Genomic DNA, 17,428 nt, shown 5'->3' on the forward strand with positions numbered 1-17,428 from the left:
TAAGAGAGCAAATGGCCTGCCAATTTTTTTGATGTAAATTTGAATTGTTAAAAAGAGAAAAAAGAAAGAAGGGGGTAATTTACCCCCTTCTTTTAGTTCAATTCATATGATTCGATTTCTTTTAATTTTCGATAAAGCGTTTTACGATCAATATCTAGTTCTTTCGCTGTTTGCTCTTTGGCAAAATTATTACGCTTAAAAATAAACTCAATGTATTTTTTGCAAACATCTTCCAAAGTCATTAGTGAGTTGATTGAGAAAAGGGCCCCATCAGCAACACCTTCCATTTTCTTTTCTTCGCCAGAATGATCTGTATTTGGCAGATCGTCCGGCTCGATAAAATCCGCCTGCGCTAGAACGACTGCTCTTTCAATCGCATTTTCCAGTTCGCGGACGTTCCCTTGCCATGGTAGCGATTCCAGTTTTTTAATTGCTTCTTTCGTAAATCCTTTAATGTTCACATTGTTCATTAGACTGAATTTTTTCAGGAAGTATTCAGACAGAGGAAGAATGTCTTCTTTTCTATCGCGAAGAGGTGGCATGTAAATCGGAATAACATTCAAACGAAAGTATAAGTCTTCTCTAAATCGCCCAGCTTCCACTTCTTTCTTTAAATTTTTGTGAGTCGCACAGATAATTCTTGCGGTGATATCTCTCGGTTGGTTTTCACCAATACGCTTAATTTTTCTTTCTTGAAGCACTCGCAGAAGTTTTGCTTGTAACGGCAGGGCTAAATCCCCGATCTCATCCAGGAACAATGTTCCGTTATTGGCCTCTTCAAAAAGACCAACTTTACTTCCCATCGCTCCGGTAAAGGCCCCTTTCGCGTAACCGAATAACTCTGACTCCAGCAAGTTTTCCGGAATAGCAGAACAGTTAATAGCAATAAATGGTTGATTTTTTCTCTCACCTAATTCATGAACTGCGCGAGCGACAACTTCCTTACCAGATCCACTTTCTCCGCTGATGATAATATTGGCCTGAGAACTTGAAACTCTTTTTGCCAGCTCCATCGCTTGTTTAAAACCCGGGCTTCTTCCGATCACACCTTTAAGCCCAAGGAAGTCTTGCTCGTTAAAAAGACTCTTCAGGTTACTGTTCTCAGTTTGCACCTGATTTAAGAAAAGAGCCCTTTGAACAGAAATTAATAATTGTGGAAAGTGAAGCGGTTTTAAAACGAAGTCATAGGCTCCGGCCTCAATGGCCTCAAGAGAAACTTCTAAACTTCCTTCTGCCGTCATCAGAATGATTGGCAGAACTAAATTAATTTTTCTAATGCGCTTGATGAAATCCACTCCCGACATTACCGGAAGTTTGAAGTCCGATAGAACAACATCGACTGCTACTTTTGAACTCTCAATATCGTCCAGTGCAAGTCGTGCATCTTCGTACGTAACAACGTTGTAGCCTCTTTGCTTAAAGAACGAGCAAAGCAGGTCTAAAAGGTCTTTATCATCATCGATAATCATGAGTGTTGATAGTTTTTTTGTTTTCATGGGGTTTTTTTTACTCTCTGGGGTTTTTAGTACCGTTAATGTGGCAAGTGTGGCATATTTCCCAAAACCTGTCAACCCCCATCTGCTAAGTGCATGTAATTTAATAATTCAAATATGGCATAAGTCCTGCTTTTAAATAGAATTAGAGTCGTGAACTTCTTAAAAGGAGATAGATATGTTGCGCGCAGCCATTATTTTTTTCGTATTGGGGCTTATTGCCATGCTTTTTGGGGCTTATGGAATCGCCGGGGTTTCAATTGAAGTTGGTAAAGTTCTACTGATGGTATTCATCGTTTTAGCAATCCTAAGCTTTGTTGTTGGCCTAATTAGAGGCGGTGGTGGAAAACACCTCCCTTAACTTTCAAACGACATTGTTTAAATAAGTTTGACGGGTCTTCAATCCTGCAAAATTGAAGGCCCTCATGCTTAAGGAAAAAAAAATCCAAAATGCAGTCACTCTTTTTATCTCTCATTCACTGATAAGAATTTATCACTGGAAGAAAAAAGCATGACTGCTTTTTTTATTTTAGGACACGGAATGTTTAAAGCACTTGTTTTCTATCTGGTCTTCACACTTTCACCTCAGGCCTTTTCGGCCACACCTGTTGAAGGAACCACCAGCAACGAAGAAAAAATTAACGAAGAAATTCAAAAGCACGATCCTCAAAAAGAGATTGAGGAGGCATCATCAGACGTCGTAGGAGTTAATCCAAGAGAGAAATTCTCTCTCTACCAGCCAACCTACTTTATTTTTGGGAAGGACGATTTAAAGCTGCAATTTAGCGGCAAATACAGAGTCGCCAAATCCTACAACCTTTACCTAGGTTATACCCAGACGATGTTCTGGAATATTTACGAGACCTCTGCTCCATTTGGTGACATTAACTACAACCCGGAAGCTTTCTACAGGCTGACGGAAAACGATACAAAGTTTATGCGCTCTTTAGACATTGGTATGCTTCATACATCAAATGGTGAAGATGGTGATACATCCCGCTCCATCAACCGCCTTTTCGCCAAAACAAATTTCGCTTCTCACATTGGACGAAACAATATCCTGGGAGAACTGAAACTTCAGCACATCTACAGTAAAGCAAGCAATAACCGCAATATCGTCGACTACATGGGGTACTGGGAACTCAAGATGATTATCACCCACATCCTGACTGTAGGAAAAGGGCGATTAGACCTGGAGTACAGAGTGTTTGCCGGAAAAAAAGTGATCAACTTCAGCAGCGGTGGACGCGAACTTGGGCTTATCTACCACTTCGGAAGCCCTAATTTTAACCCTTCAATCTATTTTCAATACTTCAGTGGATATGCTGAGAACCTGCTTAGCTACGACAAGAAACAAAGCAATGCCCGTCTTGGACTAATGCTTTTCTTTTAATTTATTCGCCAAAAATAAAAAGGCCACCCGAAGGTGGCCTTTTTTTTAAATCGTAAGTTGGCAGTTATTATTTTGACTGCACGCTTAGAATCTTAGCTTGAGCTGAGTTCAGGAATTGTCCTTTGAATACTGGAGAATTCGAGATGTCAGTTACACCAAGAGTAAGCTTTCTTTCATTCTTAGAGTCAACTAGAGAGATAATCCCTTTAGAAGAATCCAGTGATACTTTTGAGAAAGAGATAAGTGCGTTTTGGTTAACAAGAGCACCTTCATAAGTAGATCTATCGTCAGCTCTCTTGCCGATAACAAGAGTCATGTCGTATCCACCAACGTTTACAGCGTGCTTACCAACAAGTTGGTCGATTGAAAGACCTTCAACGTTGCCCTGTCCGTATACAGAGATATTTGACTGAGCAAGAGTTCCTGTGAAAGTTGATTTTCCGTAACGAGCTGTTGCGAAGTATCCTTTTACAGTTTTTGTTTCTCTATCAAGTTCCATTTTGAAGAATGGAGACTGGATTTCCTGGTTGTTGTCATTGTTGTAAACATCTTCGTTAGAGAAGAATGTGTTTCCAAGAAGACCTGCTTGTTTGAAAGAAACTTTGATGATTCTTGATTGAGATGCAACAAAGTTAACAACTAGAGCGTCACGGTCGTTAGACTCCATAACGATTACGTTGTCGATTCTTAAGTTTTTCGCCATTTCAGCGTTGTCGAAAGTTACTTTGTAAACACCTTCGTGTCCTGGACGTAATTTCATCGCAGCAAGAGTCATATCGCGAACGATAGCAACACCAGCTTGGTATAAGTAGTATTCATCTTTAATCGCACGAGAGTAGTCTTTTGCGAATTCAGCGAATTTTACCATTTCATCCATTTCTGAAACAGTCTTAGCTGTTAGAGCTTTGGTTGAAAGTGTCATAAGTAGGTTGTAACGACCTGACTGAACAGCTTGGGCCTTGTAAAGTGTGATGTATAGGCTTGAGTCGATTGGAGAAATTTTTACGTAACGAACTGATACGTCCCCAAGGAAGATCTTAAGGTCACGGCATGACCACTCAGAACATCCATCAAGTTTTTCATAAACAGGAACCAGGACTTGAAGTTCAGTGTAAAGATTCTTGATAACTGATTCAGTTTCATTTTTATTAACAAGGTCTTTTAAGTAGTAAACGAACTCACCTCTTGCATCAAGACTTACAGTCTTAAGGACTTCAGTGATTTCGCTGTTACATAGAAGAACGCCTTGCTCTGCTAGACACGCTTCTACCATTTTTACAGCTGGTTCAAGTTTCGCGTTTAGAGCGAAGGCCGGAACCGATGCAACAAGTGCCAGGATCAAAAGTAGTTTTTTCATATTATTAACCTCAGTTTATTTTAAAGCTTAAATTTAACGTTAAATTGGTGTCCGTTATTCAATGTCACGATAGCAACCCCTGACACAACTGAAGGCGAATTCTCTCCAGTTTGAAGTGTTACAGCAAAGTTACTGTTCTCATTGTCATTTGATCTGTTCGGGAAGCTCTTGCCTGTGAAGATATAATCAACCTCAGCAACTGCGTCTTTTTTGTCAGTATCAAGTGATAATGTGAATGAAGTGTATCCATCTTTCTTCACGATTCTGAAGTCAGACTCTTCCAATCTATAAAGAGGATTTGTCTCAATTAGAGACTGAGCTGATTTATTAGAAGCCAATTTTGGGTTAGCTGTAAAATCGTAGTTAGAAGCTGTTGCGAAGTCTTCGTATGAAGACCATGCAGAGTAATGGGCCACTACTTTACTTCTGTAATCACGGATAGCACCAAGAGCAGTTTCAATAACTGCGTCTTCGCTCATTTGTCCCATTTGGCTTGCTTCATAAGAGTCAGCAAACATTTGAAGTGAGTCTTCAGAGATTGAGCCGTAGTTAGCAGAAATATCCAGTGATGAATCTAGCTTTTGTAGTTGAAGTAAAACATTTGTCTTCACTTCTTCCCCTACTGATTCTTTTCTTAACTCTGCAATTGTTTCTTCATTCTTAGCTTCTTTAACTCTTCTTTTATAAGAGAAATTCAATCCTGAGAATGAAATGATTGACCACTTAACAGACTTAACGTTTGCCTGAGAAGCGCGCTCCATATTGATCGCCATTTTATGCTTATCACTGTTTAAAAGTGCGTAGCTCTGTAGGCTTCTTTGGTCAAGATCAGATGTTAGACCTTTATTAAGTCTAGCTTCTACTTGAGCAAGTTCATACTTGTTAGCGTCAGTTGTAGAGATCAGAGTTCTGATCGCTGCAAGCTCAGAAGTGTACATGTTGTAGATGTCCACTCTTTCCATGTTCAAACGAAGGATCCACTTCTTAAGGTCAGCGATTCTATCAGCTGAGAACTTTCTTTCGATCCATCTTTCTTGTTGGTAGCTCAGGATCTGAACTTCAAGATCGATTGTCTTAAGGATAACTTCGTGAGTAAGGATATCGTAGTAAAGGTGAGCTAGTTCGTTGTTAAGAACATCACGTGCATCGTATAGGTTATAAAGAGCGGCCTTTTCAAGGTACTTGTTCTTAGAAACGTTATAGATCTTAGTTGGGATTGATAGAACTGCTTCAACGGCAATTGGTGCCCAGAAATAACTCAGCCCCATTGCCATCCCTAATAGGTGACCAGTTGTAATTGGGTTGAATTGAGCTCTTGCTACTGAAACGTTTCTTTTAGCAATAATATAGTTCTCGAAAGCGATATCTACATCAGTGTTTCTGTCGTTAGCGATTTTCTTCATCTCGCTGATCGATTTTCTTCCTTCCGTAGTTTTTAACATTGCTTCAAGATTATCTCTGACATTTGGAAGCGGGTTTACGACGGCGGCGTTAGCCACACTCATCGATAAAACCAGCGCTGCTGCAATTAGTTTTTTCATATAAGTATTTCCTTTTACCTAGCCGTTATTATGAACGAGGGATCTCGTTTGTAATCATGTTTGCACCAATCAGACGCTTAAGCTTGATGTACTTAAGTTCTAGTTCGTACTTAAGTTTTGAAGCTTCTCTCTCTGCGTACATAACGTTTAGTTCCGCTTTTTTAGTCGCGATGAAAGAGTTTAAAAGGTCAGTTTGTGCTGCCTGAGCTTGAGCGTACTCTTCTCTGGCCATGTCTAATAACTGCGCTTGGTAAGCGATTTTTTGTTTTTGAGATTCGATTTGTGAGTATTGAGCTACTACTTGGTTTTTGATTTCGTAGATAGCTTTTTTCTTCATAAGTTCGATTTTGTTAACTTCGTGCTTAGCGATTGACACTCTTGAGAAGTAATCAAATCCTACACCACCCCAAGAGATCCAAGAAAGAGCGACACCTTTCTTTTGCTTGTTAGCAGCTGAGATCATCCAGTCAAATTGCTCAACTTCTTTAGAGTTGTTAACTGCGATTTTAGTTGCTTCTTCTGCTGTAGCTGGGAAGTCAAGGCCTTCGTTGTAAAATTCAAGTTGGTCGATTCCAAGAGCTTCTTGGTTGTCTTTTACTTGAAGGATTAACTTAAGTGCAAATTCTTCAGTCTTAACAAGTTCGTTTCCGTTTACTGATTGAGTCTTTGAAGAAACTACGTTTCTTTGAGTTCTGTAGTACTCAGAGAAGTCGATCGCACCAAGATCGTAAGCTTCTTGTGAACGAGCTGCGATTTCGTTTGTGATCGCTTGTTCTTTCTTGAAAGATTCAAGCATTTCATTGTGGTATTGGAAAAGGAACATTGTGTTTTCTAGATCTTCAAGAAGGTTTTTCTGAACGATTCTTCTGTTAACGTTAGCGGCTTGTGCTAAGTCTTTCTGTGCTGCTGCTTCAAAGAATCTTGATGGTTCTGGTACTAGTGTACGAAGGATTGCATATTGGTAATCGTAAATCAGCATATCTACTGAAAGAGTTGGAAGAAGTTGAAGTGACTTCGTTCTTGCCTGACTTTTTACTAATACGTACTGCTCATACGCAATTGAAACTTTGATGTTTTCATTAACAACTTGCTCTTTCGCCCTTTGAAGAGAGTACTGCTCTCCAGCGAATGATTGGGCAGCAAATAGCCCCATCAGGACCACAAAACCGATAATCTTTTTCATACACACATCTCCAAAATTTTATTAACTATGTTTAGCACGTTTATTTAGGAATCCTTCCAACACTTTAATCACACTGTATTTTTTACTCTGCCTTCTCATCCCACCACAGGCCGATATTCTTTCCAAGGCCAATGAGGAGACCTTTCTGAACATCAAACTCCGCGAAAGTTTGATGCCAACGAAGGTCTAACAAACTTTCTTTGTTTATCCAAGAGTAGTGAGAAAATTGAGGGACTAGTTCATCTTTTGAAGTACTTATCTCGCTTTTCAAAAGACTACCGCCCATACATGAATAATCTCCATAACTTGGACTGAATCTAAAACTAAAGATATCCTCAGTTTTAGTCTGAATTTGGCAAAATTCATTCTCTGGAAGTAAATCTTTAGGCAGCCTGAAACTCTTTGGTTCCCCAAGTACGCTGTTAAGAGTTCGCAGAGTACCAGTTTCATCTGAAGAAAAATAAGCTCCAAGTGAAGTTAAAAATTTCACCTCTGAATTTGGTGTTGGTCCCGGAAGTTCGACGAGCTTCTTACCCCACTCAATTAACTTTGTCTTGGGATTTTGATCCCAGACACCGCCTAGACCATCAATAAAATAAACCGTATCCCCTGAGATTTTAGTTCCCAGTACTAAATTGTTCATTTTTTGAACTTGAAACTGTGAAAACAAATCCCAAGAAACAGCATAAACTTCAGGAAACTCCTGTCTAAACTTGGTCTGAATCAAGGCCTTTTTTAATCTGGCGTCTGACCAGATTAAGCTTGCTGGTTCATCTATTGCCGGAGCAATTTTAGTCCAGGTCTTATTCTCTAAATTCACAATCACAGAGTAATATAAATCCTGGTCCTGATCGCGGTATTCAACGATGGCCTCAGGGTACTGATATGAAGAAATATGAACATGATTCATATCGAAGAAGACTGCACTAGAAGGAACAGTTATATCGACATTTAAAGTGCGGTCCAGGTCAATGAAGCTGATGGTATTTTTATCCAACACTGTCGTCATCAATGTTCCCAGCTGGCGAGTGGCCCCACTGTGTTCTTTGATAAACTCAATTTGATCATTATTGATTCTAAAAATAATTTGTCCGTTTGAAAGAGGCTTTCTAAAAACGGTGTAACCGTCTTGTTCCTGAACATAAACCTGGCGCTCTTTTTCAATGCTTAAAAGTTTATCGCTATCGGCGATTTCAACCCAGTTTGAATCGGCAAGGTTGAAGCGAAAGATCTGTCCTTTTGTATCGTTGATTTTGTACACGACACCTGCATTTGTCAGAATAATTCTCGTGTCGTTATTAGCTGTAAAAAGAATTTTTCCATCTTTTAGGTTCATCAGTTTATTTGAATCTAAAATCGCAAGTGAGTTGCGTGAGACTTTAATTGTATCGAAATAAGGAAGCGCCATTGCTCTGATATTGGCCGGAATCACTCCCCAACGACGGCTAATTTCGGCCCTTGGGTCAGAGTGAAAATAAGGAATGGTTTTGAACCAGGTTTGCAGAGTTTTTGTTTCGCCGTTAAAGCTTAAGGCCTTTTGAGCCTTCGTCTCAAAGAAGGTCTGGCAAGCGCGGACGTCAATCAAAGTACAGTAGGTCGTGATCTCAGTGTAGAGTTGGTTTAACTCCAGGTCGATGTGATAAGTGCTTAGTCCTACCCATAAATTCGTTTTTGGGAAACAGTCTGTGCTGCATGGATTTTCAGGCCTTGCAATAACCGCATCTCTATCTGAAAAAAGTTTCTGAACCTGCCCCATCCACTTCGTCATTAGTTCATCAGCATTTAATCCCCATCTTCTTGCAGGTGTATCAGAACCTAAGCTCGAAAAAAGATTATTTTCCATAATAAAGCGCAGTCCTGTTAATGTCACAGGCACGCCTTCAATCGTAATCTTAGCCGCACGTAAACCTGCAACCCAACGGTCATTAAGTCCCGGCGAGAAATTTCCAAATTCTTTAACCAGCATATCGATGTCGTGGAACTTCTTTAGAAGTTTGGCATCTCTAGCTGGTGTTCCCCAGTCTTCATCACCTGTACTTCCCGGACGGCAGTCATTTCTTTTACAGTATTCGTAACCTTTTGTAACGATTTGGACACGTTGTTGGGCATAGCCAGTAATATCATTAACACCCATTTCAACCAGTTTTAGCGGGTCGTAACTTTCTTTTACACGCGATAGAACAAATTGAATGAAGGCCGGAAATTCATCTTTAATAGATGGATCAAACTGCTCTTCTGAATAAGTAGGTCTGGCGTCCTTTTTTTGTAAAACCCATGTTGAGTTAACAACCACCGGCCATCTGAAGGCCATGATTTCTTTGTTTCCTTTATAAGGCCAGTCTTGGTCTAAAAAAACTTCTTTAGCTAAAACGCGAAGGGCACGCGGGCTCGTTGAGGCCAGAGTGTAAACCGGCAGCTCCGTCGCTTCATCATAATGAGTTTCTGTAATAATTTTGGCGTGACCTGAACCATTATTTTGAGTGATGATAAATGTTCCGGCAATCAGACCTTCTTTATCAATTCTGACAGGGAAACCATCATTCACCACAGTTCTGGTGCTGGTTAAATTCATGACGTAATCAAGGGCCGCCATGAATAGTTCATCATCGTACCAGTTGGTGGCCGTATCATATTTGCGCCACTCTTTTTTCATCGAGTAATGGCCAAAAAGCCCACCAGTATCGGCAACAGTATTGGCGACTGGAAGTGAATTCATGCGGGCGAAAATCCAACGAAGACCAACTAAAGCATCAGCACAGTCTGTTTGAATTTTGTATTTTTTAAAAAATTCCGGCGTCACTTCATTTTGTAACCAGGCCGCATATTTTCTTTCCCACTCATCATTCCATTGGTTTTTTGCCAGCCAAATGTATTGGTTTTTATCTTTTCCAAAAAGCTTATCCTGATCTTTTACAATTTTTGCCTGAATCGGCCATGAGGTAAGCGAAGAGACTTTTTGATAATTAGGAAAGGTTTTTACGATGTAATTTTCTAAGTCAGATTTCTTCTTAAAATTAAATGAACCAATTAAAGTCTGAAACTCTCCTTTTTCCTGAAAGAAGTGATTTAGTTTTAACCCCTCATCAGTTTTTTCAATCGAAAGATAATTCCTGCTTCCCAATTGTGATTTGGTCCACAACTCATCTGCGTGAGAAATATTTAAGAATAAAGACACTGTTCCAAGCGCCTTCAAAAGGTTTTTTAAAGAAATCACGTACAACCCCATCTACTTTATTGAGCATCGGAGTTCTAAGCTTCATTTGACAGATCGGCCACGTCCTCTGTAATTTTTACCCCAATTCTCTTAGCCTATACTTTTTGTACTATAAGGGTGGTTATGAAAAATAAAATTGCATTAACTCTACTTGTTTTAACAACTTGGACAACAGCTGCCAGCGCCCTCGATATGTGGATTGGGATTGAGCCGTTCGTTTTAAAATCGATTACTGATTCAAGACAAAGAGTTTTTGAATATAAAGATGTCATTAAAGGAAGTAAGGAAACTTATTTCAGAGTCGAAGAAAAAGAGACTTATAAAATTTCTCATTTCATTCACCACAACTTCCAAAGATGTGGTGGCTACCGCGTCATTCACAACAAACCAGAAGTTGAAGTAAAACTAATGGATAAGAAGGCCCTCGTCAGAAGCACATTTGGCGAGTACGACTTTCAAAAACTTATTAATCCCGACTACTCAATCAACCAAGCTTCGTTGGTTGAATCATGGCTTCCACAAGTTTCTCGCCAATACACTAATAGTGTTATCACTCACCTTACTTCTTATAAAACGCGCTTTTATAAGTCTGAAGAAGGTGTAGCCGCCCTTAAGTGGATTGGCAGTGAATGGGAGCGTTTAACTGCTTCTCGCAATGACATGAAGGTGGATTATTTTTATTACCAAACTCACGATCAACCATCAGTTATTTTAACGATCGAAGGATCGGACCCGGTATTAAAAGATGAAATTATCGTCATCGGCGGCCACGGTGATTCTATTAACGACACTGAACATAGTGCTGCGGTTGCAGCTCCAGGTGCTGATGACAACGCTGCCGGAATCGCGATCTTAAGTGATCTTACTCGTATCATCGTTGAGCAAAACTACAAGCCAAAACATACAATTCAAATTATTGCTTATGCTGCTGAAGAAGTGGGAATTCAGGGGTCTTACGACCTGGCCCGCGTTTATCGTGACAAACAAGCTAAGGTCATCGGAGTCCTACAACTCGATGGTGTTAACTATAAAGGCAGCCCGGATTACGATTTTGCTTTAATTAGCGACTTCACAAACAATGACCAGAATTTATTCCTGGCCTCTTTGATTGATACATACTTAAAACTGCCGTGGACTTGGGATCAGTGTAATTATGGATGCTCGGACCACGCGGCCTGGAACTATTACGGCTTCCGCGCAAGCTTTCCGGCCGAAGCTTTAATTAAAGAAGAAAATCCTTATATCCATTCTGTGGAAGACACCTTTGACAAGTCGAATTTCGACTCGGTTCATGCGGTGAAGTTTACGAAACTTGCTATTGCTTATCTTTTAGAACTTGATCAATAGCTAATTTTAAAACTGTATCTTCTTTATTCTTCGGGTCCTGCTCAGAGACGATCTGAGGCATAACTCCTTCACCTTCATAGAAGTGATCTTTGTATTGCCATGTAATGCAAGTGGGAAGGTTGATCGAATAAGGTGTCTCCCCCAGAGGGAAAATAACCGGGTCACCGGCCCCACCGTGAGTCTTAGATCCAACCAGCAGAGTTCTCTTTTCTTCTTTTAAAACTGAAGCTATCGACTCACACGAAGAAAAACACCCATGAGAAATCATAGTGATGATTTTAGCATTATAAAAAGTCTTTTTTGGTCTATGAATGGGACGAGTGTAATCATATTCATCCTGCGACCATAGGCTTAGACGAAACGGCCAGAATTTCTCAATCCACTTTCTCTTTCCCGGATGAGTCTTTCTTAGGTATTTGTAGTGATAAAGCATGACCGGTTTTTCAATGAAAGCGTTGACAGTGTACTCCACCTCAAGATCGCCTCCTCCACCGTTTTCTCTTAGGTCAATGACGATTCTATCGTTGTCGGTAATTCCCGCAGTGGCCTCATCGAATTGTCTTTTGAAGTTTTCGTAAACTCCTTCGCGGCTTACATTGTCTTTTCCTTCATCACACCACAGGTTGTGGATATTGAGTTTATAGACATTGTTTTTTAATCTCTCCGAACTCACGCAAGGATTGTACTGCATTTTTGAAGGGGTCCAATTGAGTGTTGTGCTTAAGACTTTTCCAGTCGTTGATTTCAACTTTATGGCCAGAGGTTTAGATGAAGTCGACTCTTCTAAAAGCCTTACCAGACGATAATTTCTTCCCCACTCGGTAGAGCCGGCAACTGTATTGTGATTTTTCTTTAAATACTCAGACAGACTCAGTCCATCGATACCGATGATTTCATACTTGTCTTCTGGTATGGCCGGAGAACACGTCGGACAGCTTCTTAGCTCGTAAGCTCCTTTGACAAAATTTATTCCACTTTGAAAGCGAAGGTTCTTTTCTTTGCGTCCATCAAAAATCACCACGTGCCCGTCATTAATACGGTGTAAGATCTGGCGGATTTCTTCAATGTTATTGTCATCGATTGGTTTTTTCTGAAGATACTCTTCTAGCTCTTTAATGACTTCTCGTTTGTGAGTTTCATTATTGATGTAGAGGTTAGCGTATTTTTCTTCAAGGAGTTTTATGACCTGCTCTTCAGGTTTGCGTGAGCAACTCATAAAACTGCCAAGAAGTAATAAAACTAAAAAAAGATTATTGCGGGCGTGGTCCATAAAGCATCGCACTTCCAAAAAATGTGTAGAACAGTTGAGTTCTGTCGTTTGGATCTATGGTAGCCGATCTTGCATTAGATTGGTATGCAGGAATTGTATTCTTCTTCCAGCTCGCCCCGCCGTTAGAAGTGTAATACATTCCTCCGTTCCCCCAGGTTCCATCAACCGTGTGCAGCCCGCTCACGTAAACTGATGAAGGGTCTTCCTGATCTAGAGTCACCGAAGTTGGGTGGGTAAACTGCATCTGGCGGCTCCATGTCGCTCCTCTATCTGTACTCTTCCAAACTCCTGTCGCCAGCCAGTTTGAGTTGTTTTCGTAGTCTACCAAATAAAGTGTTCCTCTATTGCTTCCATTAGAGAAATCTACAGCAAAGGCCGTCGGGTAATACCAAAGCTTAGTGTTTGTATCCACTCCTGCTGGACGGTAGACTGTCCCTCTTAAAAGCGTCCACGACGATCCACCTGGGGCCAGGTAATAAATCCCGGTGCTCGCCTGATTCGTGAAGCTAGGGGCATTTCCCGTCACCAGAGCGTAGACTCCGCCAGTGTCCGGGTCCACTTCAATTTGTGGAATGATTTTATCTCCGGCCGGAAGACCAGTATTAAAAAAGGACCAAGAAGATCCTCCATCCGTGCTTCTCGCGATACCAGAACCATGAGCTCCAGCATAAATCGTATTTGTATTATCATCATACCCAATTGAAAGAAACTGACGATTAAAAGTTGAGTTATTAGGTGATAACCTCGTCCAACTCACACCTCTGTTGCTCGACTTATAAACTCCTCCTTCATCACCACTGGCCGCGTTTGCATGCCACTCCATTGGATAATCGTGTTGTGATCCTGAAACTGCAAAAACCACTTGGTCATTGTTCGGGTCAAAAGCATAATCGTAGTTGCTGTTATAAGCGACTTTGGTGATTCTATAAGTCTTCCCACCATCTTCTGTCATCATCCCGCCCATATCGGCCATGGCCGCATAACCAATTTGCGAATTAGTCGGGTGAAATTTAAAACGGTAGACACTAGTGACTTCTAATCCTGTAGACTTCCACTTCTTGCCTTTTGCTCTGGTTCCAGTGTCAGCGTATTTGGTAAAAGGAGCATTCCAGAAGTCTCCGCCATTTTTAGATGTGTGAAGGAAGTAATAGCCAGTTCCTCCCATCGTGGCCGCTGATCTTAAGTGCAAATCAAAACTTTCATATCCACTATCATCCCATCCAATATCTAAGGCGGCAGCACTGTATTCCAGTTTGTCTTGTCCCCATGGCGCATACGGAGTGACGTCATAATTGTATTGATTAAGTTTTAGCGTCCAGCTTGCTCCGGCGTCTGTGCTCTTCCAGACTTTTGTACCGTACTGGCGAATCCACTCAGTCGATCCTGTAACAACGATAATGTTGGAATTGTTTTCGGCCATCTTAATATAGTCACCACCTTCTTTATTTGTTCTGGTGAATGACATTGATTCGTTACCAATCCAAACATAACCGCAGTGAGCGTAATGAGCATTCATGCTGGTTGCGCCCCAGTCGTTGGCAAAACCAGCAACTGATGAACAAGCACTTGCACCATTGTTATCGATAAAAGCAAATGTGATTTTGTTCTCATCACGTCCGGCCGTGAACGCTCTGATTTGAGTTGATCCAGAAGGAAGATAAACGCGGCTGAAACTTGATCCCTGGTTAACAGATTTCCAAATCCCAGTTGGAGTTGCGTGATAAATAATGTGACCGTCTGTATGGTAATCAATATATGTTCCGCGCGCCTCTCCCGAAACTCCAGAAAGCTTGGCCCATGTCACTCCGGCATCACGGCTTTGCCAAAGACCAGTCGTTGTTCCAGCGTACATGTAATTGGCTTCGTAACTATTTGCTCGCCAGTACTTAATTTTTTCTCCACTCGTTAAAGCAAAGGCCGTAATGCGAGACCATGTCACACCGGCGTCTTCACTTCTCATCGGCGTTCTTCCGGCCGGAGCATGAAAGACAATGTCAGTATCTGGAGAAAAACCAATTCCGACAGCGCTGTCTAGATCAGATGAATAGGTTGTCTGAAAATGATTCACAGGAATCCATGAGAGACCTCTATTGATACTCCTAAAGAGTGTCCCCATGTCCGTTCCAACAAACCATAATGAACTATAAGGAGAGATGGAAAAACCACTCATCGCTCCACCACCGCCGATCCCGCGCGGTTCATAGATGTGTGTATTAGGATCATCTGGAAATTGATACTCGGAGAGGGTCTTAAAAACAAATCCTGAAGTGTTGGTATGTTCTTCAATGACTCCACCACCACCAGTTGTTTCAGTAGGTGTTGATCCTCCACCATTTCCTGAATCACTTTGTTTACAAGAAAAAATAACAAAGAGAGATAAAAGACAAAGCAATAATTGCTTACGAGGTAAGTACATCATGAACTTCTCCGTTAATTTGCAGGTAAATAAGAGAGACATTTTCAAATTTTATCTGCAAAAGGAGCATGCTTATGAGCATCATAAAAATCTGGCAGATTCTGCCTACATAGGGCATTTATTTAACGGAGTCAGAATGACTCCAAAGTGACAATTTTTTGAGGCATAAATTGGCTGAAGAAATGCGAAGCATTTCTATAGGTTAGTTTTAAGAGTTCAGACAACAAAAAGCCTCCCGAAAGAGAGGCTTTTTCAAGGTCATTTAAAATGTCTGTATTTAAATAGATTACGAAATTAATTTTTTAAGAACTTCATGAATGACACCATTTTGATGGCCGTATAGTAGCTGATCAAAATGTTAAACACGACAGAGTGTCTTTGATCGATGTAATAAACATCGTACTGGATCTTCTCGCTAGCTGTCGCATCGTATGGAAGACAGATTTGTGCAAGACCTGTAATACCAGGTTTTACTTCGCGACGACGAGTGTATTTCACGATTTCTTTTTCATAAATTTCTACGAACTCTGGTCTTTCTGGACGAGGGCCAACAAAAGACATATCGCCTTTAAGAACATTCAACAATTGTGGAAGTTCATCCAAGTGACTCGCACGAAGAAACTTTCCAAGAGTTGTGATTCTTGGGTCGTTCTTTGAAGCAAGAATAGCACCTGTCTCTGCTTCTGCATTTTCAATCATTGTGCGGAATTTATAAATTGAAAAATTCTTTCCGTCTTTTCCGACTCTCGTTTGTGAATAAAGAATTTTTCCACCCATGCTGACTTTGATAGCAGCTGCTACAACGATCATGATTGGTGCAAAAAGTGCCAGAAGAAAAATAGCGAAGGCCGCTTCAAAAATAGTGACTGTCTTCTCTCCCATCGTCAGGTGTTTGAATAAGTAACTTTCCGTATAAAAAAAGTTCTTCATATCAAATTTTTCAATGTCTAAAGTTCCATTGCTTGATACCGCTAAATTACTCATACTCGCTCCAATCAAAGGATTTGCGTACTCATTTTTTATGGCCACTTAAATACCATAATCACTTTCTGAGTGGCCAAATTAATGATCGACCCAGTAATAATTACTAAGGCATGGAGCAAACTTAGTACCATGTGGATAACTTTTAGAGGACGCTCTGCACTCAAAGAACTTATGAACCTTTATAAAATTTAGACAAAGATGGGCTTTAGGGGCACTTAGAAAGTTTGCCCCATATAGCAAAAGGAATACGGATTTTTTTCTACAACAATAGCGTGTCAAGGACCGCAATTGCGTCGATCCCGCAGATATTTAACAGCCCTAGCTGGCCAATAACCACGCTGCCAGAGGCGTAACTTCTAGTGCGGAGTTTCTCTTTAAGAGCATATAATCCATCCATAATAGGAAGACAGACATAGGCCTTCAGGCGGTCAAGGACCGGGTTAGTTCCTACTGCTTTTGGAGTAATTCCAAGTCGTCTCATGCGATGGTTGAACTTCATCGCATTACTCCACATCAATGTTTCATCTGTGTGATAAAAAATTGAAATGGTAATCGAGATATCATCTTGGCCATTTTTTACGTAATGACCTGAAGTAAAAGGGATATGAACGGCTTCACCACTCTTAAAATTATACTTATGTGCAGACTTATCTTTTTCCTCCGTCCATTCCTGAACACTGTTTTTGTGGTCCATGTAGGATTCAAGTTCTTTATGAGGAATAATCCCCTCTACTCTTGGAGGAAATACAGCGAGCTCTTTACTGCCGCGAATTTGGAAAATAAAGTTTGAATAGCGGTCAAAGTGAAAAGGAGTCACTGCTCCTGGCGAAGCAATGAAGAGCCACAACATTGGCTCAAGTGGCTTTGTTCCTGTGCCATTTTTTTTCATTAAAACACCAACATCGTGGCAGATATTTTCAAATAAGCTTTTAAATGAAGGGTGTAACTCTGGATTTCTAACTGCAATATAAGCGCTTCCAGTTCTAATATTTTCGATGACTTCGTTTAAATCAAAACCTTTTTTTCCTTCTCTCAAAATATGTTCGAAATCTGTTTTTAGATTGCTTAGTCCCTTTGAAAACATCACCTTCTCTTCTGGAAGAGAAGTGATCACTTCTGAAAGGTTTTCAAATGTCAGTGCAGGATGATTAGCGAGGTTGTGAGTAAATTCGAAAGACTGTTGATCCAGATTTTTTGGATCAATAGCACCCTTTAAACACTTCATGTCCT

12 protein-coding genes are annotated in these 17,428 nt (G+C 40.6%); 3 read left to right on the forward strand and 9 right to left on the reverse strand.

What is annotated here, in order from left to right; translation table 11 throughout:
* Nucleotides 1-92: 92 nt before the first annotated feature.
* Complete coding sequence (locus tag ACN20O_RS03235; protein WP_491637170.1) at nucleotides 93-1,496, reverse strand: sigma-54-dependent transcriptional regulator; 1,404 nt, start codon at nucleotides 1,494-1,496, stop codon at nucleotides 93-95.
* A gap of 175 nt (nucleotides 1,497-1,671) precedes the next feature.
* On the opposite strand from ACN20O_RS03235, the gene ACN20O_RS03240 reads away from it, so the two are divergent.
* Complete coding sequence (locus ACN20O_RS03240) at nucleotides 1,672-1,854, forward strand: DUF1328 domain-containing protein (protein ID WP_102244451.1); 183 nt, start codon at nucleotides 1,672-1,674, stop codon at nucleotides 1,852-1,854.
* 150 nt (nucleotides 1,855-2,004) lie between these two features.
* Complete coding sequence (locus ACN20O_RS03245) at nucleotides 2,005-2,886, forward strand: phospholipase A (RefSeq protein ID WP_491637172.1); 882 nt, start codon at nucleotides 2,005-2,007, stop codon at nucleotides 2,884-2,886.
* 67 nt (nucleotides 2,887-2,953) lie between these two features.
* On the opposite strand, the gene ACN20O_RS03250 is transcribed toward ACN20O_RS03245, so the two are convergent.
* The 4 genes from ACN20O_RS03250 to ACN20O_RS03265 form a co-directional block, all read right to left on the reverse strand.
* Nucleotides 2,954-4,243 carry a hypothetical protein gene (locus ACN20O_RS03250; protein ID WP_491637174.1) on the reverse strand — a complete coding sequence of 430 codons (1,290 nt, stop codon included), beginning with the start codon at nucleotides 4,241-4,243 and terminating at the stop codon, nucleotides 2,954-2,956.
* A gap of 20 nt (nucleotides 4,244-4,263) precedes the next feature.
* Nucleotides 4,264-5,784 (reverse strand): hypothetical protein, encoded by a 1,521-nt coding sequence (locus ACN20O_RS03255; protein ID WP_491637176.1) that lies wholly within the window; start codon nucleotides 5,782-5,784, stop codon nucleotides 4,264-4,266.
* A gap of 28 nt (nucleotides 5,785-5,812) precedes the next feature.
* Nucleotides 5,813-6,967, reverse strand: coding sequence for a TolC family protein (locus ACN20O_RS03260; RefSeq protein ID WP_491637178.1), 1,155 nt, complete (start codon nucleotides 6,965-6,967; stop codon nucleotides 5,813-5,815).
* An 82-nt stretch (nucleotides 6,968-7,049) separates the two neighbouring features.
* Nucleotides 7,050-10,181, reverse strand: a complete 3,132-nt coding sequence (locus ACN20O_RS03265; RefSeq protein WP_491637180.1) for a hypothetical protein — start codon at nucleotides 10,179-10,181, stop codon at nucleotides 7,050-7,052.
* A 123-nt stretch (nucleotides 10,182-10,304) separates the two neighbouring features.
* Between ACN20O_RS03265 and ACN20O_RS03270 the strand changes: the two genes are divergently transcribed.
* Nucleotides 10,305-11,528 (forward strand): M20/M25/M40 family metallo-hydrolase, encoded by a 1,224-nt coding sequence (locus ACN20O_RS03270; RefSeq protein WP_491637182.1) that lies wholly within the window; start codon nucleotides 10,305-10,307, stop codon nucleotides 11,526-11,528.
* Here ACN20O_RS03270 and ACN20O_RS03275 read toward each other — a convergent pair.
* The 4 genes from ACN20O_RS03275 to ACN20O_RS03290 form a co-directional block, all read right to left on the reverse strand.
* Complete coding sequence (locus tag ACN20O_RS03275; RefSeq protein ID WP_491637184.1) at nucleotides 11,497-12,744, reverse strand: S41 family peptidase; 1,248 nt, start codon at nucleotides 12,742-12,744, stop codon at nucleotides 11,497-11,499. The two genes, ACN20O_RS03270 and ACN20O_RS03275, sit on opposite strands and share 32 nt — an antisense overlap.
* A gap of 34 nt (nucleotides 12,745-12,778) precedes the next feature.
* On the reverse strand, nucleotides 12,779-15,217 hold the full coding sequence (locus tag ACN20O_RS03280; protein WP_491637186.1) for a hypothetical protein: 2,439 nt from the start codon (nucleotides 15,215-15,217) through the stop codon (nucleotides 12,779-12,781).
* A 291-nt stretch (nucleotides 15,218-15,508) separates the two neighbouring features.
* On the reverse strand, nucleotides 15,509-16,198 hold the full coding sequence (locus tag ACN20O_RS03285) for a sugar transferase (RefSeq protein ID WP_491637188.1): 690 nt from the start codon (nucleotides 16,196-16,198) through the stop codon (nucleotides 15,509-15,511).
* 259 nt (nucleotides 16,199-16,457) lie between these two features.
* Nucleotides 16,458-17,423 carry a cupin-like domain-containing protein gene (locus ACN20O_RS03290; RefSeq protein WP_491637190.1) on the reverse strand — a complete coding sequence of 322 codons (966 nt, stop codon included), beginning with the start codon at nucleotides 17,421-17,423 and terminating at the stop codon, nucleotides 16,458-16,460.
* Nucleotides 17,424-17,428: the final 5 nt, after the last annotated feature.

This window comes from Bacteriovorax sp. As-1 (genome assembly GCF_058446905.1).

Coding starts and splice junctions, on each gene's coding strand:
- ACN20O_RS03235 (WP_491637170.1), bottom strand. CDS start 1,496: ATGAAAACAAAAAAACTATCAACACTCATGATTATCGATGATGATAAA.
- ACN20O_RS03240 (WP_102244451.1), top strand. CDS start 1,672: ATGTTGCGCGCAGCCATTATTTTTTTCGTATTGGGGCTTATTGCCATG.
- ACN20O_RS03245 (WP_491637172.1), top strand. CDS start 2,005: ATGACTGCTTTTTTTATTTTAGGACACGGAATGTTTAAAGCACTTGTT.
- ACN20O_RS03250 (WP_491637174.1), bottom strand. CDS start 4,243: ATGAAAAAACTACTTTTGATCCTGGCACTTGTTGCATCGGTTCCGGCC.
- ACN20O_RS03255 (WP_491637176.1), bottom strand. CDS start 5,784: ATGAAAAAACTAATTGCAGCAGCGCTGGTTTTATCGATGAGTGTGGCT.
- ACN20O_RS03260 (WP_491637178.1), bottom strand. CDS start 6,967: ATGAAAAAGATTATCGGTTTTGTGGTCCTGATGGGGCTATTTGCTGCC.
- ACN20O_RS03270 (WP_491637182.1), top strand. CDS start 10,305: ATGAAAAATAAAATTGCATTAACTCTACTTGTTTTAACAACTTGGACA.
- ACN20O_RS03275 (WP_491637184.1), bottom strand. CDS start 12,744: ATGAGTTGCTCACGCAAACCTGAAGAGCAGGTCATAAAACTCCTTGAA.
- ACN20O_RS03280 (WP_491637186.1), bottom strand. CDS start 15,217: ATGATGTACTTACCTCGTAAGCAATTATTGCTTTGTCTTTTATCTCTC.
- ACN20O_RS03285 (WP_491637188.1), bottom strand. CDS start 16,198: ATGAGTAATTTAGCGGTATCAAGCAATGGAACTTTAGACATTGAAAAA.
- ACN20O_RS03290 (WP_491637190.1), bottom strand. CDS start 17,423: ATGAAGTGTTTAAAGGGTGCTATTGATCCAAAAAATCTGGATCAACAG.